This window comes from Actinoplanes sp. L3-i22, from assembly GCF_019704555.1.
In the GTDB taxonomy this organism is placed as follows: Bacteria; Actinomycetota; Actinomycetes; order Mycobacteriales; family Micromonosporaceae; genus Actinoplanes.
This window is the reverse complement of sequence record NZ_AP024745.1, coordinates 5,539,270-5,558,210: the sequence shown is the minus strand read 5'-3', so window position 1 is coordinate 5,558,210 and position 18,941 is coordinate 5,539,270. Positions and strand designations below refer to the sequence as shown.

General features: G+C 69.6%; 12 protein-coding genes. 4 read left to right on the top strand and 8 right to left on the bottom strand.

Annotated features, from left to right (window positions below; translation table 11 throughout):
• Nucleotides 1–24 precede the first annotated feature (24 nt).
• From L3i22_RS24680 to L3i22_RS24665, 4 genes are all read left to right on the top strand, one after another.
• Nucleotides 25–2,433 carry a X2-like carbohydrate binding domain-containing protein gene (locus tag L3i22_RS24680; RefSeq protein ID WP_255658561.1) on the top strand — a complete coding sequence of 803 codons (2,409 nt, stop codon included), beginning with the start codon at nucleotides 25–27 and terminating at the stop codon, nucleotides 2,431–2,433.
• The gene (locus L3i22_RS24675) at nucleotides 2,430–3,608 is read left to right on the top strand and encodes a mandelate racemase/muconate lactonizing enzyme family protein (RefSeq protein ID WP_221329318.1); all 1,179 of its coding nucleotides are present in this window, start codon (nucleotides 2,430–2,432) and stop codon (nucleotides 3,606–3,608) included. Before L3i22_RS24680 ends, L3i22_RS24675 begins: the two co-directional genes overlap by 4 nt.
• Before the next feature lie 140 nt (nucleotides 3,609–3,748).
• Complete coding sequence (locus tag L3i22_RS24670; protein WP_221329317.1) at nucleotides 3,749–4,111, top strand: YciI family protein; 363 nt, start codon at nucleotides 3,749–3,751, stop codon at nucleotides 4,109–4,111.
• Nucleotides 4,112–4,157: 46 nt separating this feature from the next.
• Entirely contained in the window at nucleotides 4,158–4,751 is a 594-nt protein-coding gene (locus tag L3i22_RS24665) for a DUF4291 domain-containing protein (RefSeq protein WP_221329316.1), read from the top strand.
• 52 nt (nucleotides 4,752–4,803) lie between these two features.
• Here L3i22_RS24665 and L3i22_RS24660 read toward each other — a convergent pair whose 3' ends face one another.
• From L3i22_RS24660 to L3i22_RS24625, 8 genes are all read right to left on the bottom strand, one after another.
• Complete coding sequence (locus tag L3i22_RS24660; protein WP_255658560.1) at nucleotides 4,804–6,264, bottom strand: endo-1,4-beta-xylanase; 1,461 nt, start codon at nucleotides 6,262–6,264, stop codon at nucleotides 4,804–4,806.
• A gap of 433 nt (nucleotides 6,265–6,697) precedes the next feature.
• Nucleotides 6,698–8,074, bottom strand: coding sequence for a non-reducing end alpha-L-arabinofuranosidase family hydrolase (locus L3i22_RS24655; RefSeq protein ID WP_221329314.1), 1,377 nt, complete (start codon nucleotides 8,072–8,074; stop codon nucleotides 6,698–6,700).
• Between the two features lie 22 nt (nucleotides 8,075–8,096).
• A complete protein-coding gene (locus L3i22_RS24650; RefSeq protein ID WP_221329313.1) occupies nucleotides 8,097–10,388 on the bottom strand; it encodes a beta-L-arabinofuranosidase domain-containing protein in 2,292 nt (763 codons plus the stop codon).
• A gap of 58 nt (nucleotides 10,389–10,446) precedes the next feature.
• Complete coding sequence (locus L3i22_RS24645; protein WP_221329312.1) at nucleotides 10,447–11,907, bottom strand: non-reducing end alpha-L-arabinofuranosidase family hydrolase; 1,461 nt, start codon at nucleotides 11,905–11,907, stop codon at nucleotides 10,447–10,449.
• Between the two features lie 37 nt (nucleotides 11,908–11,944).
• Nucleotides 11,945–13,972 (bottom strand): family 43 glycosylhydrolase, encoded by a 2,028-nt coding sequence (locus L3i22_RS24640; RefSeq protein WP_221329311.1) that lies wholly within the window; start codon nucleotides 13,970–13,972, stop codon nucleotides 11,945–11,947.
• A 243-nt stretch (nucleotides 13,973–14,215) separates the two neighbouring features.
• Nucleotides 14,216–15,697: a sigma-70 family RNA polymerase sigma factor gene (locus L3i22_RS24635; RefSeq protein WP_221329310.1), complete on the bottom strand. Its 1,482-nt coding sequence runs from the start codon at nucleotides 15,695–15,697 to the stop codon at nucleotides 14,216–14,218.
• A gap of 62 nt (nucleotides 15,698–15,759) precedes the next feature.
• The gene (locus L3i22_RS24630; RefSeq protein ID WP_221329309.1) at nucleotides 15,760–17,136 is read right to left on the bottom strand and encodes a glycoside hydrolase family 43 protein; all 1,377 of its coding nucleotides are present in this window, start codon (nucleotides 17,134–17,136) and stop codon (nucleotides 15,760–15,762) included.
• Complete coding sequence (locus L3i22_RS24625) at nucleotides 17,136–18,767, bottom strand: ricin-type beta-trefoil lectin domain protein (RefSeq protein WP_221329308.1); 1,632 nt, start codon at nucleotides 18,765–18,767, stop codon at nucleotides 17,136–17,138. Before L3i22_RS24625 ends, L3i22_RS24630 begins: the two co-directional genes overlap by 1 nt.
• Between the last annotated feature and the right edge of the window lie 174 nt (nucleotides 18,768–18,941).

Genomic DNA, 18,941 nt, shown 5'->3' with positions numbered 1-18,941 from the left:
TTCGTGGGCTTCAGGAGGTTTTCTGTGAGGCTTCCGTCCGCCGCTGTCCTCGGCGTCGCGCTGCTGCTGGACCCGCTCCCCAAGCCCAGCCCGCCGCCGACGCCGGCCGCTCCGGCCGCTCCGGCCACCTCGGTGATCTCGGCGGCGACCGCCGACCCGTGGGCGGCCAAGCCGTACCTGGGCTGGAGCAGCTACTCCATGCAGGTCTACTCCGGCAACGGTAAGTGGATCACCGCCGACCAGCTGATCAAGCAGTCCGACGCGATGCACAAGAAGCTGCAGAAGTACGGCTACGACCACCTCAACGTGGACGCCGGCTGGAACGACGGCGTGGACGCCAACGGCCGGCCCCAGCCCAGCGCCACCCTGTACCCGCAGGGGCTGCAGAAGGTCATCGACCACGTGCACGCGAACGGCCAGAAGTTCGGGCTCTACATGATCCCGGGCGTCTCCCCCGCGGTCTACGAGGCGAGCCTGCCGATCGCCGGCGCGCCCGGCTGCACCACCCACGACATCGTCAAGCAGCCGACCCAGCAGGCCGACTACTGGAAGATCGGCTACCGGATCGACTTCACGAACCCGTGCTCGCAGAAGTACATCGACTCGATCGTCGACCGGTTCGCCGCCTGGGGCGTCAACTTCGTCAAGTTCGACAGCGTCACGCCCGGCTCCGGGATCAGCGACCTCTCGCTCGACGCTCGCGACGACGTGGCCGCCTGGTCGGCCGCGCTCAAGAAGCACCGGATCTGGTTCGAGCTGTCCTGGGCGCTCGACCCGAAGTACGCCGACTACTGGCGGTCCAAGGCCAACGGCTGGCGCATCGACTGGGACGTCGAGTGCTACTGCGCGAACGACGCGCTCACCCAGTGGCAGAACGTCGCCCGGCTCTTCCCCGGCCTGGCCACCTGGTGGCGCAACGGCGGCGACGGCGGGTGGAACGACCTCGACTCGCTCGACGTCGGCAACGGCGGCATGGACGGCATGACCCGCGACGAGCGGCAGGCCGCGACGACCCTGTGGGCCGTCTCGGCGGCGCCGATGTACACCGGCAACGACCTGACAAACCTTGACGCGTACGGCCTGAGCCTGCTCACCAATCCGGAGGTGATCGCGGTCAACCAGGCCGGGGTGCCGGCCCGCCCGGTGTCGACGGCCACTCAGCAGCAGGTCTGGTACGCGCTGAACGACGACGGCTCGTACACCGTCGCCCTGTTCAATCTCGGTCGCACCGACCGGGACGTCACCGCGAACTTCGCGGACCTCGGCCTGACCGGCTCGGCCACCGTCCGCGACCTGTGGGCCCGAACGGACCTGGGCCGGTTCACCGGGAAGTACACCGCCGCGACGGTGCCGATCCACGGCGTACGCCTGCTGAAGGTGACGCCGCAGCCCGGCGCCACGGTCGCCGTCAACGACGACGCGCTGCGCGTCGGCTACACCGGCGAGTGGACCCGCAACGGTGGCGCCGAGGTCGCCGCCACCACGCAGCCGCTCGCGCTGACCGTCACCGACACCGGCAGCCCGGCCCCGGCGTCGAGCTCCGGCCCGGTCCGCACGATCACCCACGACGACACCGACCCGGGCATCGCCTACGCCGGCACCTGGTCGCAGAGCACCGGCCGGGGCCTCGGCGACTTCGGCGACGGCGTGCACTACACCGAGCGCGACGGCGACTCGTTCCAGTACGCGTTCACCGGCACCGGCGTCTCGTACGTGACCGAGATGGACACCTCGCAGGGCAACGTCGACATCTACCTGGACGGCCAGCTGGTCAAGACCGTCAACACCGGCCGCGAACCGGGTCAGCCCCGGCTGTCGCAGCAGACCGTGTTCACCGCGGACAACCTGACCGACGGCAGCCACACGCTGATGGCGGTCAAGAAGTCCGGGTCGTACCTGCTGGTCGACCGGATCGACGTGCTGCAGCCGAGCCTGCTCGACCCGCCGGCCGCCTCGTTCGACCGGAAGGCGCCGGCCGACGTGCAGGTCAAGCTGCTGCGGGCGGGCAGCGAGCTCACCGGCATCACCGGGTTGACACCGGGCACCGACTACACGCTGTCCGGGTCGACGGTGACGCTGCGCTCGGCGTACCTGGCCGGCCTCCCGCTCGGCACGACCCGGCTGGACTTCGGGTTCCGCGGGGACACCCTCGACGACGTGCACGCGACCACCCGGAACGGGGACTCGGTGTCGTACACGTTCACCGGCACCGGGGTCGACTGGATCACCGCGACCGGCCCTGACCAGGGGCTGGCCGACGTCTACGTCGACGGCAAGCTCGCCCGGCGGGTCGACACCCATGCGGCGGTGCGCGCCACCCAGCAGACCGTGGTCCGGGTCGCCGGGCTGACGAACACCCGGCACACCGTCAAGGTGGTGAAAGTGTCCGGCGACGTGCTGCGCAGCGACGTGCTCCGGTACACCGTCAAGTGAGCGGCGACCCCGGGGCGGTGATCACCTCGGTCGAGACGTACGCGCTGGCGGTGCCCCTGCCCCGGCCCCTGTCCGACGCGACCGCCCGGCTCACCGCCTGGACCGTCCCGGTGGTGGAGATCCGCACCGCCGACGGCCGGGTCGGCACCGGGATCTCCGGCGTGCACACCGGTGCCGAGCTGCTGACCCAGGTGATCGACAACCATTACGCGCCGGTGCTGCTCGGGGCCGGCTCGGAGGACATCGTCGGCGCCTGGAAGCGGCTCTACTGGCTGACCACCCACTGGATCGGGCGGGCCGGCGCGGTACACATGGCCCTGTCGATGGTCGACATCGCGCTGTGGGACCTCGCCGCCCAGCGGGCCGGGCTGCCGCTGTGGCGGCTGCTGGGCGGGGCGCCCGACCCGATCGAGACGTACAACACCGACGGCGGATGGCTCAACCTCGGCATCGACGAGGTGATCCGCGACCTCGGCGCACTCGCCGACCAGGGCTGGCGACGCCTCAAGGTCAAGATCGGCAAGGCGGACTGGCGGGTGGACGCGGCCCGGGTCCGCGCCGTCCGCCAGGCCGTCGGCCCGGATCTCACGCTGATGTGCGACGCGAACCAGCGCTGGGACCTGCACACCGCGACCCGGATGCTGCCGGTGCTGGCCGAGGCCGGGATGGACTGGTTCGAGGAGCCGGTGCACGCCGACGACGTGCTCGCGCATCAGCGGCTGCAGACGGCCGGGAGCGTCGACATCGCGGCCGGGGAGAGCCTGTACTCCTACCACGCGTTCACGAACTTCATCGCCGCCGACGCGCTGCGCGTCATCCAGGTCGACGTGACCCGGGTCGGCGGCGTGACCGAGTGGACGCAGATCGCCCGGCACGCCGCGGCGGCCGGGCTGCGGGTCGTCCCGCACGCCGGCGACATGATGCAGGTGCACCAGCACCTGGCCGGCACGTTCCTCAGCGAGACCCCGCCGCTGCTGGAGTTCATCCCGTGGACGCAGCACGCGTTCGTGCACCGCAGCGTGGTCCGCGACGGGTACGCCCACCGCCCGCAGGAGCCGGGCGCGTCGACCGCCGTGGCCGCCACCGCCCGCGAACGCTGGCAGGTCCCCGGCGTCGGCGCGACCGCGGCCATCCGCCAGGCCCGGCGAACCGGTCGAGCGGCGGTCGCCGGCTGACCGCGCGTCGTTCTCGACAAATTTCCGGTGATCCGGTCGGATCGGGCGAGACAAATTTCCGGTGATCCTGTCGGATCGAGGTGGGGCCGTTCGTAGCAGGGGTGTGCGACGGCCGCACCCGAAGATCAGAGGAGACAGCCATGACCGAGTACCTGATCGCCTTCAACGACGAGTGGGTGCCCGAGCACACCGCCGAGCAGCTCGCCGCGAAGGGGGTCGCCAGCCGGGCCGTGATCGCCGAGATGGTGGCCGAGGGGGTGCTGCTCTTCTCCAACGGCGCGCTCGACCGGAACACGGCGATCTGTTCGGTCGAGCTGGTCGACGGCGAGCCGGTCTTCACCGACGGGCCGTACGTGGAGACCAAGGAGCACCTCGGCGGCTTCGCGGCCGTGGACGTGCCCGACGACGAGACGGCCCGCTACTGGGCCGGGCGGCTCGCGGTCGCGCTGGACTGGCCGCAGGAGGTGCACCGGTTCCGCGGGCCCGGGGAGCCGCGCAAGTAGGAAAACCCGTGGTCCGCCCGGGCCGGGCGCGGCGATACTGCCGGCCATGATCCGTCAGATCCGCGCCGACTTCGACGCCACGTCGATCGTGGTCTACCAGGCGTACCCGGCGGCCGTCGCGGACGCCGCGCTGGCCGCCGGACGGTTCGTGCCGCCGTTCTCGTTCACCCGGATGACCTGGATCAAGCCGTCGCTGCGGTGGCTGATGCACCGCAGCAACGGCGCCCGCAAGCCGGGCCAGGAGCGGATCCTCGCCGTCCGGATCACCCGCGCGGGGTGGGAGCGGGCGCTCGCCCGGGCGGTCCTGACCGCGCCCGACCCCACCGTGTACGGCTCGTCCGCCGCCTGGAACCGGCAGTTCGAGGCGGCGGACGTGCACCTGCAGTGGGATCCGGAGCGGTCGTTGCGCGGCGCCGCGCTCAACCACTACAGCATCCAGGTCGGGATCGGACGGACGCTGATCCGCACCTTCGCCGACGAGTGGCTGACCGGCCTCACCGATCTCACCCCGGCCGTGCGGAAGATCGCGGACCTGGTCCGGGCCGGGCAGGTCGCCAAGGCCCAGCGGCTGCTGTCCCCGGAGCGCCCCTACCCGCTCGACCCGGCGCTCGCCCGCCGGATCCGGGCCGATCCCTCGTGAGGTGCGGCGGCGCCGGGGCGTGAGCCCCGGCGCCGCCTCCTCGGGGGCCGGTTCAGCTCAGGCTGAACCGCTGGTTGGCCTGGCCACTGCAGTCGTAGAGCTGGACCTGCTGGCCGTTGCCGGTGCCCCAGACGTCCAGGCAGCGCCCGGACTGGACCCCGGTGATGGTGCCGTTGCTGTTCACGTTCCACTGCTGGTTGGTCTGGCCGTTGCAGGTGTAGATCTGCACGGCCGAGCCGTTGCCGGAGCCGGCCGCGTCCAGGCACCGGCTGCCGTACACCATCAGCTGCTTGCCGGACGTGAGCGACCAGGTCTGGTTGCTCTGGCCGTTGCAGTCGTAGAGCTGGACCCGGGTGCCGTTGGTCTGCGAGGAGCTGGGCACGTCGAGGCACCGGCCGGACTGGGCGCCGACGATCCGGCCGCCGCCACCGGCCGGCGGGACCGAGGTCGACGGTGACGGGGAACCGGTGCCGCCGCTCGGCGGCGGCGAGGTCGGGCCGGCCGCGTTCAGGGCGTTGAGGACCGAGGTGTACGCGGCCTTCTTGTTGCCGCTGCCGTCGAACAGCAGCGGGCTCTCGCCGGAGCGCCACGAGTCGCTGTCCCGGACGCCCCAGACCGTGATCCCAATGCAGCGGGACACGTTCATGCAGGCCTGGGTCAGTCCGGAGTACTGCGAGGTGGACGCGTTGGTGACGTCGACCTCGGTGAGCGCCACGTCCACGCCGAGGGCGGCGAAGTTCTGCAGCGTGGTCTGGAAGTTGCTGGGCAGCGAGCTGCCACCGGTGAAGTGCGTCTGCAGGCCCACGCAGTCGATCGGCACGCCGCGGGACTTGAAGTCGCGGATCATGTTGTAGACGCCCTGCGTCTTGCCGTACGACCAGTTCTCGATGTTGTAGTCGTTGTAGCAGAGCCGGACGTTCGGATCGGCGCTGCGGGCCGTCCTGAACGCCACCTCGATCCAGTCGTTGCCGGTGTTCTGCAGGTTGGAGTTTCGGCGGCTGCCGTCCTCGTTGAACGCCTCGTTGACCACGTCCCAGGCGGCGAGCTTGCCCTTGTAGTGGGCCATCACGCCGTTGATGTGGTCGATCATCGCCTGGCGCAGGCTGCTGCCGCTCAGCCCGGACCACCAACTCGGCTGCTGGGAGTGCCAGGCGAGGGTGTGGCCGCGGACCTTGAGGCCGCGCTGGGTCGCCCAGTTGTAGATCTGGTCGCCGGCGCTGAAGTTGAACTGGCCCCGGGAGGGCTCGGTCGCGTCCGGCTTCATCTCGTTCTCGGCGGTGATCATGTTGAACTCGCGGCCGGCGATCGTGGCGTAGGTCGAGTCGTTGAGCCGGCTCGCGGCGATCGCCGTACCGAAGTAGCGGCCGGACTGCGCGGCCGCGGCGCCCAGGGTGCTCGCCGCGGCGTTCGCGCCCGGCGCCACCAGCAGGACACCGCACGCCGCGACCAGGGCGGCGGCGCCGGCGATCAGCGCTCTCCGGCGGGTGGTTCCGAATGGGGTTCTGGTTGCCACCAAGGCCTCCCTCTCGGCCCCGCGGGTGGCCGCCGAACATCGCGCGCCCGAGGCGCGGGGAGGAATTCGGCGGAGTCGCGGAGCCATCATGTAAAGACTGGCTTCAATGCAGTGATGCTGGCACGGTAACAACGCCGAAACAAGTAGTACCGGAAGAGTTCCGGAACTATCATGGCCTTCATATGCGGCTTGAGCTGCAGCTTGATGGAAGTAATCAACCGTCTAATCATGGTCGGTGAAACGTTACTACGTAACTTTCGGCGAGAATGCCGAGAATTGCAGAGCGGCCTGACCACCGATCATCGCCCGGCATAACAGAATCCGGGAAATCTCGCGGCGTACGAAAGAAAACAAAAATGCCGGCCCGGCGCGCTCTCGTCCCCGAGGCGCACCGGGCCGGCTTCCCCACCGATGGATGATCTGAGGGTGCGGCCTACCGCTGCAGGGTCAGCAGGCCCGGCCGCCACGGCAGGTTGTTGTAGTCGCCGCCGGCGCTGGGATCCTTGCCCTGGTAGAGCAGTTGCAGGTGGCAGGGGTCCACGGTCTTGGTCTGGTCGGGGTTGGTGCGGACCAGGTCACCGTGGCTGATGTCGTTGGTCCAGGTCGCACCGCTGTTGGCCTTGCCCGCGAACGGGTTGCTCTCGGTCGCCGCCTGCGGCGTCCAGGACCCACTGAGACTGGTCGCCGTGAACGACCGGAAGTAGCGGCCCTGGCTGCCGATCGCCTCGACGATCATCAGGTACTGGTTCTGGCCCTGCACCTTGTACACCTCGACCGCCTCGAACAGGTTGTTGGTCGAGTCGCTCATGATCGTCGTGTAGGACGAGCCGAAGCTGCCCGGGAAGTTCCCGATCGGCATGCTCGCCCGGTAGATCTTGCCGTTGTCCCCGGCGAAGAACAGGTACATGTTCGTACCGTCACCGATCAGCGTCTGGTCGATCACGCCGGTGCCGGAACCGGTGATCGAGCCGGTGAACAGCGTCTGCGCCGACGACCAGCCGTTGGCGTTGGTCGGATCGCTGGAGGTCTTGTAGCTGAACGCCGTGGGACCCCATTGGTAGGCCAGCACCCAGATGTTCTTCGGCGCGAAATACAGCAGCGTGGGCGCCACCGTGCCCTGGCTCATACCGTTCTGGCTGGCCGAGGCCATGTCGGACCAGTTGGTGAACAGGCCGAAATTCATCGACCCGTACGAGCCGTTGGCCACGTTCGACGCGTACACCAGGTGCTTGCCGTTGTAGACGACGTTGGTGAAGTCCTTGAGCGAGGTCCACCCGTTCTTGGGGGTGGCCAGCGCCCCGGTCGACGACCAGCGGTAGCTCGACGGCAGCGGGCACGTGCCGCCGGACGTCGTGGGCGACGGCGAGGAGGACGGGGACGACGGGGGCGGGCTCGACGGCACGGTCCCGCCGGTGCAATTGACCCCATTCAGAGCAAAATTCGACGGTACGGGGTTGGCCCCGATCCACGCGCCGGTGAACCCGAACGACACCGTCCCGCCGGTCGCGATCGAGCCGTTGTAGGCCACGTTCTTGGCGGTCACCGCCGAGCCGCTCTGCGTCACCGTCGCGTTCCACGCCTGCGCGACGGTCTGGCCGGAACTGTACGACCAGGTCAGCGTCCAGCCGGAGACCGCGTCGCCGAGATTGGTGATCGCCACGTCGGCGTTGAACCCGCCCTGCCACTGCGAGGACACCGCGTAGTTCACCGAGCAGCCGGCCGCGGCGGCATCCGCGGGCAGCGCCGCGACGACCGCGGTGGAGGCCAGCAGAGCGACGCCGGCCGACATCAGGAGCCTGGATCTGATCATGATCTCTCCGTTCGGACGAGCATCAGGCGACCCGTACGAGACGCCAGTTGTTGTCGGCACTGCCGTTGTCGGACTCCTGGACAACCTGGGTTCCCCAGGCGGTCGAGGCGTTCAGCACGGCCAGCACCTTGCCGCTGTTGACGTTGCGGATGCGACAGGAGCCGTCGCTGTTGGCGATCAGCGTCCACCGGTGGTCGGCGGTGCCGTTGTCGGACCACTGCAGGACGCGGGCGTTGTCGGTGGTGGCCATGTTCTCGACGCCGAGGACCTTGCCGCTGTTGACGTTGCGGAACCGGACCGCTCCCCCGTCGGCGACCTGCGCCCAGAGGTGGTCGGCGGTGCCGGTGTCACCCCAGACGATCGCCGACCCACCATCCGCGATGGACATGTCCTGCACACCCAGGACCAGGCCGGACGCCACGTTGACCAGCTTGTAGGTGCTGTCGGTGGCGGTGTTCCAGTAGACGGCGTAGTTGAAGCCCTGCGCGTCGTGGAACGGCCCGAGGTTGACGGTGGCACCGTTGGCGGTCGCGGTGAAGGCCAGACTGCCCGTGCCGGTCCGGGCGATCGACGACACGGTCAGCGCCGGGTTGCCGGACAGCGCGGTGCTGCCATAGTTGCCGGCGAGCACCACCGGGCCGTACGTGATCGCCTGGATGTCGGGGTTGTCGTTGGTGGGTTGCGGGATCACGCGCATCGGCAGTCGCACGGTGAGCACGTCCCCGGCCGCCCAGGTCCGGGTGACGGTGGCGTAGCTGCCGGCGGTGACGCTGACGTTCTGGGTGACGCCGTTGACCGCGAGGGTCGCACCGGCGGTCCAGCCCGGAATCCGGACCCGGATGCTCCACGACTCGCTCATCGTGCCGGCGAGCGTCAGCGTGGTGGTGTCACTGACCGGGTAGGACGTCGCCTGGGTGACCGTGACCCCACGCTCGGCCCAGGTCAGCACCGACGGCGTGAACAGGTTCACGGTCAGCGTCGTCCCGCTGGAGAAGTAGATCGAGTCCATCAGCTTGGTGTTGGTCTCGACCCCGGTGCCCTGGCAGCACCAGAAGCTGTTGTAGTCGGTCGACCAGGTCCCGCCGCCCCAGGCCGGCCCGACGCCGCGGCGCCCGCCGGCCCGCAGCGGCGTGAAGTAGGTGATGTGCCCGTGGCTGTCGGCCGGGTTCTGCGCGCCGATCAGGTGGTTGAGCAGCGCCCGCTCGAAGAAGTCGAAGTAGGCGGCCCGGTCCGGGTCGGTCAGCCACAGCTCCCGGGTCAGCTTGAGCATGTTGTACGTGTTGCAGTGCTCGCAGGTGTCGTCGGTGAGGTATCCGGCGATCGCGTTCGGGGCCCGGAAGTGCTCGGCCTGGCTGTTGCCGCCGATCGCGTAGGTGTGCGCGCCGGTGGTGAGGTTCCAGGCGTTGCGCCCGATGTCGCGGTACCGGGTCGTCCCGGTCGCCTTGTACTCGCGGACCGCGCCGACCCACTTGGGCACCTGGGTGTTCGCGTGCAGCCCGTTGAGCTGATCGCTGCCCGAGGCGAGCGGGTTGAACACGGCGGCGTGGTCGAACCGCTGGGCGGTGGCGAGCCAGCGGGAGTCCCCGGTCTGCTGGTAGATGTCGGCCAGCACCTCGTTCATCCCGCCGAACTCGGTGCCCAGCACGGCCTGCATCTGGGCGGCGCTGAGCCGCGCGGTGCGGGTGTCTACCCAGCCGGCCAGGCGCAGCAGCACGTCCCGCGCGGTGGTGCTGCCGATCAGCCGCCACACGTCGAGCAGCCCGGCGAGTGTCTTGTGGACGCAGTAGTAGGGCACGTTGCCGTTGGTCAGCGTGCCCGCTTCCAGGGCGGTGAAGTCGGACTCCGGGAAGCCGGAGAGGTAGCCGTTGGACGCCTGGCACGCGGCCAGCTCGGCCACCAGGTAGTTGGCCTTGTCACGGCAGGTGGTGTCGCCGAGCGCGGCCCACGCCTGGGCCCACGCGGTCAGGAAGTGGCCCTGCACGTGCGTACGGAAGGGAAAGCTCGGCGCGTCCCAGCCGCCGTTGGCGGCGGCGCCGCCGGTGGACCGGCCGTGGTTGGCCCGGAAGTTGTAGAGCAGCCGGTCGGTGTCGACGAAGCGCAGGTAGTTCAGGGTGCGCGTCTGGTTGTCCAGCCATCGCCCGGCGGTCAGCCGGACCTGTCCGAAGGCGAACGGGTAGGCCGAGACGCCGAGGTCGGCGCGGGCCGGAACCACCGCCGCGGCCCGGGCCGGGGTGACGCCGCCGAGCGTGGTGGCGACCGCGCCGGCGCCGGCGGCCTGCAACAGGCGACGGCGGCTGATCGGGAACGGGGTCATGCGTGCTCCTCGGGGGATGGCCCGGCGGACCGGTGGGGGCCGGCCCGCCGGGCGTTGATCAGCGCTGCAGGGTGAGCAGGCCCGGCCGGTACGGCAGCAGCCCGTAGTCGCCGCCGGAACTCGGCGAGCGACCCTGGTAGAGCAGTTGCAGGTTGCAGGGGTCGATCGTCATCGTCTGGTCGGCGGACGCGCGGATCAGCTCGCCGTGGCTGATGTCGTTGGTCCAGGTCGCACCGCTGTTCGCCTTGCCCGCGAACGGGTTGCTCTCGGTCGCGGCCTGCGGCGTCCACGATCCGCTCAGGCTGCTCGCGGTGAAGGAGCGGAAGTACCGCCCGTTGGATCCGATCGCCTCGACGATCATCAGGTACTGGTTCTGGCCCTGCACCTTGTAGACCTGGGGCGCCTCGAACAGGTTGTTGGTCGAGTCACTCATGATCGTCGTGTAGGACGAGCCGAAGCTGCCCGGGAAGTTCCCGATCGGCATGCTCGCCCGGTAGATCTTGCCGTTGTCCCCGGCGAAGAACAGGTACATGTTCGTCCCGTCGCCGATCAGCGTCTGGTCGATCGGCCCGGTGCCGGAGCCGGAGATGCTGCCGGTGAACAGCGTCTGCGCCGACGACCAGCCGTTGGCGTTGGTCGGGTCGCTCGACGTCTTGTAGGAGAACGCGGTCGGACCCCACTGGTAGGTCAGGACCCAGATGTTCTTCGGCGCGAAGTAGAACAGCGTCGGCGCCACCGTGCCCTGGCTCATCCCGTTCTGGCTCGCCGAGGCCATGTCCGACCAGTTGGTGAACGGGGTGAAGTTCATCGAGCCCCAGCTCGACCCGGTGTCGTGCGTGGTGGCGTAGACCAGCTGCTTGCCGTTGTAGGGCGCGACGGTGAAGTCCTTCAGCGAGACCCAGCCGGACTTCGGGTTGGCCAGCGAGCCGGTCGATGACCAGCGATAGGTCGACGGCAGCGTGCACGCGCCGCCGCCACCGCTGCTGCCGAGTTTGACCAGCTGCCACTGCTGGTTGGCGCCGTTCCAGTCGCTGTACTGCACGACGTTCGCGCCGTCCGCGGTCGACGCGCCCTGTACCTCGACGGCCTTGCCGCTGTTCCGGTTGATCAGCTGGATGTATCCGTCGATGTCCTGCACGCTGAACTGCTGGTTGGTGGTGTTGTTGTCGGTCCACTGGACGATCGCGCCGCCGTCGGCCGTCGACAGGTTGTAGACGTCGAGGACCTTGCCGGAGAGCTTGGACTTCAGCCGGTAGTAGCCGCCGCCGGAGTCGACGAACTGCCACTGCTGCTGCGCCTGGTCGTTGCGGGTCCACTGGGTGATCCGCGCGCCGTCATTGGTGGCCATGTTGTACAGGTCGAGGGCCTTGCCGCTGGTGCGGTTGACCAGCACGTAGGAGGCGCTGGTGTCGATCGTCGCCGCGGACGCCGGCGAGGTGGTGACCGCGACGACGCCGGCGCCGGCGATCAGGGCCATCGCGGCGAGAGCTGCTCGGCGCACGAACTTCTTCACTTGCATGTCGATCTCCTCGGGGAACGGGGATGAAGACGTACCGTCAGGGGGTCTGAAGGTTGAAGCTCTTGACCGTGACCGCGCCGCCCAGGGCCTGGGTGGCGTAGTTGAACAGGCCGAACCGGTAGCCCATGAAGAACTGCCAGGCATTGTTGAGCGTGAATGCCGGGCCGAGGGTGGTGAACGTGCTGCCGTTGGTGCTCCAGGAGAACGTCGCGGTGCGGCCGGAGCCGGGCCGGATGTCCGCGCTGACCCGCAGCCAGATCCTGCCGCCGCTGACGCCCGTGCCGGCCGCCTCGCTGCCGGTCCCGGTGGTGTTCCAGCTGGCATCCATGGTCAGCCCGGTGGTCATCGACACCCGGGTGACGCCGTTGTCCCTGCGCACGCCGATCCAGGCCGAGGAGTCGCGCAGCATGGCCAGCCCGGCCCGGTCGCCGTTGGCCATCTGCGAGTAGTCGAGCTCGACGGTGGCGGTCGAAGTCGGTCCCTGGATGCGGTGGGTGAGCGTGTTGCGGGCGTTGTACAGGTCGCCGGTGACCGTCGCGGTGGACAGCCGCAGCCCGTTGCCGACGCTGAACCGGCTGGTGTCCGGGTTGTGGTTCCACTCCCAGCGCGGCCCGAGCGTGCTGCCGGTGAACGTGTCGGCGCCGATCATCGACTGCACGGTCCTGGTGGTGGTGATGTTCGGTTTCGGGTAGGTGCTCCCCCACCGGCCGTCGACGGTGGTCAGAACCGGCCAGTCGTTGCTCCAGGTGATCGGGGCCAGGGTCGGCACCCGGCCGCCGGGGAAGGCGTCGGTGAACGCCATGTACCACCAGTCACCGCTCTGCGTCTGCACCAGCCCGCCCTGATGCGGCACACCGCCCCCGGAGATCGGCCCGGGAAGATCAAGAAGGACCTGTTTCTGCTCGTACGGACCCCACGGGCTGGTCGAGCGCAGCACGTACTGGCCGTTGGCCGGGCGGGTTACCCAGATGTAGTAGTAGTTGCCGCGCTTATACATCCGGGAGCCCTCGAGCGTCCCGATGCTCGACGGTGTCGTGTAGACGGCCTGTGACCGCACCTGCGAGGTCAGGTCCGGCGACAACTGGGCGACGCTGATCGTGCCGTTGCCGTACGCGACATAGGGGGTGTCGTTGTCGAACAGCAGGCCGGCGTCGTAGTAGCAGTTGTTGATCCGGGCCTTCTTCGACCAGGTGCCGTCGACCGCGGACGCGGTGTAGACGTAGGTCCGGTTGAACTCGGTGCAGCCCAGCCAGTAGTAGGTGCTGTTGCTCGGCCGGTAGTTGAAGGCCGAGGCCCAGATGCCTTTGACGTACGCCCGGCCGCCGTTGAGGTCGTAGGCGTTCGAGTCGAAGTCCAGGCGCGGCACCGAGTGTCCCGCGTACTCCCAGTTGACCAGGTCGTAGGAGCGCAGGATCGGCGCGCCGGGCGAGTAGTGCATGGTCGACGCCGAGTAGTAGTAGGCGTCCCCGACCCGGATGATGTCGCCGTCGGCGAAGTCCTGCCAGACCACCGGGTTGGTGAACGTGCCGGTGGCGGTGCCGCCGCCGAGTTTGACCAGCTGCCACTGCTGGTTGGCGCCGTTCCAGTCGCTGTACTGCACGACGTTCGCGTTGTCCGCGGTCGAGGCGTTCTGCACCTCGACGGCCTTGCCGCTGTTGCGGTTGATCAGCTGGATGTATCCGTCGACGTCCTGGACGCTGAACTGCTGGTTGGTGGCGTTGTTGTCGGTCCACTGCACGATCGCGCCACCGTCGGCGGTCGAGGCGCCGGAGACGTCCAGGACCTTGCCGGACAGCTTGGACTTCAGGCGGTAGTAGCCGCCACCGGAGTCGACGAACTGCCACTGCTGCTGTGCCTGGTCGTTGCGCGTCCACTGGGTGATCCGCGCGCCGTCGTTGGTGGCCAGGTTGTACAGGTCCAGGGCCTTGCCGCTGGTGCGGTTGACCAGCACGTAGGAGGCGCCGGTGTCGATCGTCGCGGCGCCGGCGGGCGGGGCCGCGGTGACCGCGACTGCCGCGCTCAGCACTGCGGTCAGGGCGGCGGCGAGCAGGAGGCGAGCCCTCATCATCAACTCCTCGGATCGAGGTGGACGCGCGGATCCCGGCGCCGGATTCTCCGCACCGGCGCCACATTGAGAGCGCTAACATTCGTCAGCGATATTGCCAGACGGTTTCACGCAGTTCAATTCCTTAACCGTCCGACCAGCACAGATGCCCACGCATAACGATTCCCGGGAGATTCTTCCGGCCGATTGCGCGAAAAGAGATTCGGCGGATTCTGTTATGTGCGGGACCGGGCCGGAGTCGGCTCAGCCGGCCAGCGCCGGGCGGGCCAGGAAGGAGCCGTCGGCGCGCATCGCGGCCGTGCCGTCGAACTGGTCGACCCACAGCTCGTCACCGCGGTGGCGCAGGAACCAGCCGGGATAGTTGGACGATTCGAGCGTGATCGACCCGGCGGCCTGCCCGGGGCCGGGGCAGAACGTGGCGTCCCCGCGGAACAGCGCGGTGCCGTTGTCGGTGTAGAGCCGCAGCCGCCACGAGATGTGCCGCAGGTAGCGGCCGTCGGCCGCCCGGAACGAGACGCACCGCGGGTCGTTGAGCCCGGCCACCACCTGGAAGGTCGCCTGCTGCCGGGCGGCGACCGGGTCGTCCGTGCCGACCGCGGTCAGCATGCCGTAGGTCCCGGGCGCCGTCACGTAGCGCCCGGTGGCGTTCGCCGCCTCGATCGACACCGGCCCGGTGCGCAACAGGCCGGCGCCCGACGCGGCGGCGCTGCGCGGGGCCGGGGTCGGCGCCGCGATCGACGCCGGCCGCGGCGTCTCCGCGACGGTCGCCGGGCGCGGGGCCTCCGGGCCGGTCAGCACCACCGCGCCGGCGGCGGCCCCGGCGATCAGCGTGCCGGCCGTCACCACGACCACCACCGGATGGGCCGCCAGCCCCGCCAGCTGTCCGAGAGCCCCGGCGACCGGGCCGGCGACCACCCCGGCGCCCGCGGTCTTGGCCAGGGTCGCCGCGGTCAGCGCCGTGGGCACCGGGAGCAGCACGAGCGCGGGCAGCAACCGCTCGGTGGGCATCCGCTCCTCGGCCACCCGGGTGCAGACCGGGCAGTCGCGGACGTGCCGGACCAGCCGTTTGCGCCACCGCGGGCCGGGCGCGCCGGTCCAGCCCGGCAGCTCGGCGGCCAGTCCCGGGCACCGGGGCCGGGCGTCCAGCGCCGCGACCAGGGCGCGGCTGAGCTCGAGCTGCGCGCGCATGCGCTGCACCCGTACGCCGGCGTGGACGACCGTGATGCCGAGCGCCGCCGCCAGCTCCGCACGCGACAGTCGCCCGGCCACCTCGAGCCACCACAGCGACAGCAGGATCCGGTCGTCCTGATCCAGCCACCTGGCGGCGCGCCGCACCTGGTGGCGCTGGGCCGACAACTCGACCCGCAGGTCGGTGAGGCCCTCGAACCGGGCGCCGGAGTCCGGGAGCTCACCGGCGGCGTCGAGCGGCACGACGCGGCGCGCGTCCCGGATCATCCGGTGCCGGTGGGTGCTGACCTGGCGCAGCGCGATCGCCACCAGCCAGGAGCGGAAGCTGGCCGGCGACCGCAGGGACGGCAGCTGCCGCAGGGCGCGCACCATCACGTCCTGCGTGACGTCGTCGACGTCCGGATGCCCGTCGAGCGCCTGCCGGACGATCGTGTAGACCATCGGCAGGTAGGTCGCGACCAGCTCGTCCAGCGCCGCGCGGTCACCGGCCTGGGCCGCTCGCACCAGGCCGGATCCGCTCGTACGGGTCACTCCCATGTCGTTCCTGTCACCGTCACCGCGTACCTGTGTGTCGCCTGTGTAGCATCGCCGATCCTGCCCTATCGCATCGACCCAGCGGCGAACTGCCACCAGTTGACGTTGAACAGGTAGCCGCTGCCCCCGGTGAACCGCAGGTACAGATCCCGGGTGCCGGTCGCGCCGCTGACCGGGCAGCTGACGGTGGTCCAGGTCTGCCAGCCGCCGGTGACCGGAACCGTGCAGGTCCCGGCGAGCGTGCCGGTGGCGCTGCCCAGCCGCACCTCGATGCGGCCGCCGGCGCCGGCCGAGGCGACCCGCGCGGTGAACGAGGTCGCGCCGGAGCCGAAGGCGACCCCCTTCACCTTCACGTAGTCACCGTTGTCGAGGAAGCCGATATTCAGGCCGCCCTCGCTCGCCGGCTCGGTCTCCACCCCGGAGCTCCAGGCGATGGTCTCGGCCTCCTGCCGGACGTACGGGTTGAGCGTCCCGTTCTGCGGCGCGCCGGTCGTGGTCATGCTGATCGCCGGAATGCTGCCGTCGCCGTTGTAGCTGAATTTCTCCACGGCCACCGAGCGGGTGTATCCGCCGCCACCGGGCAGCGCGCCGTTGTGGTAGAAGAAATACGAACCGCCGTTGAAGTCGACGATGCCCGGATGATTGGTGAAACTGCTGCCCTGGGTGGCCATCACGGTGCCGCGATAGGTCCACGGCCCGGTCGGCCCGGTCGCGGTGGAATAGCCGATGAATTCCGAGCAGCACTTGGCCGCGAAGACGTTGTAGTAGAGCCCGTTGCGTTTGTAGACCCAGGGCCCCTCTTCGTACAGGGTCGGCCGGCTGGCGTCGCCGGTCCGGGTGCCGAAGCCCGCCGTGGTCAGCGGGATCTGGGTGACGCCGCCGGAGTAGCTGATCATGTCGGCGTTCAGCCGCACGTACCAGAGGTTCGGGTTGCCCCAGTAGAGGTAGGCCTGGCCGTTGTCGTCGATGAAGACCGTCGGGTCGATCTCGCCGTTCTCGGCCAGCGGGTGCCCGAGCGCGTCGGTGAACGGCCCGGTCGGGCTGCTGGACACGCCGACGCCGATGGCCATCCGCCCGGTCGCCCGGCTGGTGACCGGGACGTACCAGTAGAACTTGCCGTTGCGGGCGACGACCTGGCCGGCCCACGCGTCGCTCTTGGCCCAGCTGAAGGTACTCAGGCTCATCGGCGAGCCGTGGTCGGTCCAGTTGACCATGTCGGCCGACGAGTAGACCCGCCACTCCTTCATCGTGAACCAGGTCGAGTTGTCCTCGTCGTGGCCGGTGTAGAGGTAGACCCGGCCGTTGTACACCAGCGGCGCCGGGTCGGCGGTGTAGATCGTCTGCACGATCGGGTTGTCGGCGCGCGCCGCGGCCGGCACCGCCGCGGTCAGCAGCACCACGGCCGCCGCGCAGAGCAGGCCGGCGAGCGATCTCCTGGGCATCAGACTCGGCTCCATCGCTGGTTGGTGGCGGCGGTGCAGGTCCAGAGCAGGACGAGCGTGCCGTTGGCGGTGAGGTTGTGGTCGACGTCCAGGCAGAGGCCGGAGGCGGTGCCCCGGACGGTGCCGTCGGACTGGACCGTCCACTGCTGATTGCTCTGGCCGTTGCAGTCCCAGAGCTGGACCTTGGCCCCGGCGGCGGCGCCGACCGGCGCGTCGAGACACTTGCCGAGCGCCTGGAGGGTGCCCGCGGTGCTGGTCCAGCGCTGGTTCGTGCCGTTGTTGCAGTCCCAGACGACCGGCTGGGTGCCGTTGGCGGTGCTGCCGTTCGGCACGTCCAGGCACCGTCCCGAGGCGGCGCTGACGAACGTGGTGGTGGTCGCCGGCGTGGTGGTCCCGCCGCTGACCCGGTAGACCACCGTGCCGTGGGCGGGGACCGCGGCGCTGATGGCGCCGGTGCTGGTCGTGGTGGCGCCGGACCAGGCGTCCTGCAGGGTGAACGAGCTGCCGGACCTGCCGATCGCGGCGGCGGTGGTCGACATCGTGGCGGTGGCGCCGCCCTGGTTGAACAGGGCGACCGCGACGTCACCGTTGGCGAGCTTCTTGGCCAGCACCCGGCGCGTGCCGTCGTACGAGATCTGATTTGCCTGAAGGCCGAGCGGGTCCTGATTGATCGCGATGAGCCGGGGGTTCTTCAGGATGGTCTGGGTCGCCGCGCTCATCGAGCGCAGGTCGTTGCCGGCGATCAGCGGCGAGGCCAGCATCGCCCAGAGCGCGAAGTGGCTGCGCTGCTCGGTGTCGGTCAGGCCGCCGCGGCCGACCTCCATCATGTCCGGGTCGTTGAACTGTCCCGGCCGGGCGTAACCGGCCAGCGGCACGGTCACGTCGACGATGTTCTTGACACCCATCGGGTAGCCGTTGCTCTGCCCGGTGTCCCAGGCGTCACTGATGTCCTCGGTGGTCCGCCAGATGTTGGCGACGTCGCCCCAGTCGCGCTGCGGGCCGGTCTTGGCGTGCACGCTGTTCGAGTTGATGCTGAACAGGATCGGCCGGCCGGTGGCGGCGAGCGCGTCGCGCATCCTGGCGAACGTGGTGACCTGGTCGTTGATCGAGCCGGTCGGCGAGCACCAGTCGTACTTGAGGTAGTCGACGCCCCAGGCGGCGAACTGCCGCGCGTCCTGTGCCTCGTGGCCCAGGCTGCCGGTGGCGCCGGGATAGCTGTTGAAGTACTGCGCGCAGGTCTTGTCCAGCGGGCCCTGGTAGATGCCGAACTTCAGGCCCTTGCCGTGCAGGTAGTCGCCGAGCGCCCGCATGCCGCTGGGGAAGCGGGTCGGGTCGCCCTGCAGGTTGCCGGCGGAGTCCCGGTTCGGGTTGAACCAGCAGTCGTCGACGACCACGTACTGGTAGCCGAGGTCGCGCAGGCCGCTGCTGACCATGGCGTCGGCCATGCCGCGGATCAGGCTCTCGCTGATGTTGCAGCCGAAGGTGTTCCAGCTGTTCCAGCCCATCGGCGGGGTCCGGGCCACGCCGTTCTCGAGCGCCTCGGCGGGCTGCCCGGGCGGGGCCACGGCACCGATGGTGGCCAACGCGGCGATGAGGATGGGTGCGAGCCACCACCGTCTTCTTCGGGGCATGGCGACGCCTCCTTGGGGATCGCGGTTTCTGTTATCGCTCACACCGCCTTGGCCACTGGTCCGAGGCAAGGCGAGAAAGATCTCAGCGGGGGATGGGAGCGCTAACAGCTTGATTCCGAAGATTGCCAGGATGTTTCCAGACATTCAAGGGGTCTTTTCCGGGGAGGCTCGGCG

Coding starts and splice junctions, on each gene's coding strand:
- L3i22_RS24670 (WP_221329317.1), top strand. CDS start 3,749: ATGACCGAGTACCTGATCGCCTTCAACGACGAGTGGGTGCCCGAGCAC.
- L3i22_RS24665 (WP_221329316.1), top strand. CDS start 4,158: ATGATCCGTCAGATCCGCGCCGACTTCGACGCCACGTCGATCGTGGTC.
- L3i22_RS24655 (WP_221329314.1), bottom strand. CDS start 8,074: ATGATCAGATCCAGGCTCCTGATGTCGGCCGGCGTCGCTCTGCTGGCC.
- L3i22_RS24650 (WP_221329313.1), bottom strand. CDS start 10,388: ATGACCCCGTTCCCGATCAGCCGCCGTCGCCTGTTGCAGGCCGCCGGC.
- L3i22_RS24645 (WP_221329312.1), bottom strand. CDS start 11,907: ATGCAAGTGAAGAAGTTCGTGCGCCGAGCAGCTCTCGCCGCGATGGCC.
- L3i22_RS24640 (WP_221329311.1), bottom strand. CDS start 13,972: ATGAGGGCTCGCCTCCTGCTCGCCGCCGCCCTGACCGCAGTGCTGAGC.
- L3i22_RS24635 (WP_221329310.1), bottom strand. CDS start 15,697: ATGGGAGTGACCCGTACGAGCGGATCCGGCCTGGTGCGAGCGGCCCAG.
- L3i22_RS24630 (WP_221329309.1), bottom strand. CDS start 17,136: ATGCCCAGGAGATCGCTCGCCGGCCTGCTCTGCGCGGCGGCCGTGGTG.
- L3i22_RS24625 (WP_221329308.1), bottom strand. CDS start 18,767: ATGCCCCGAAGAAGACGGTGGTGGCTCGCACCCATCCTCATCGCCGCG.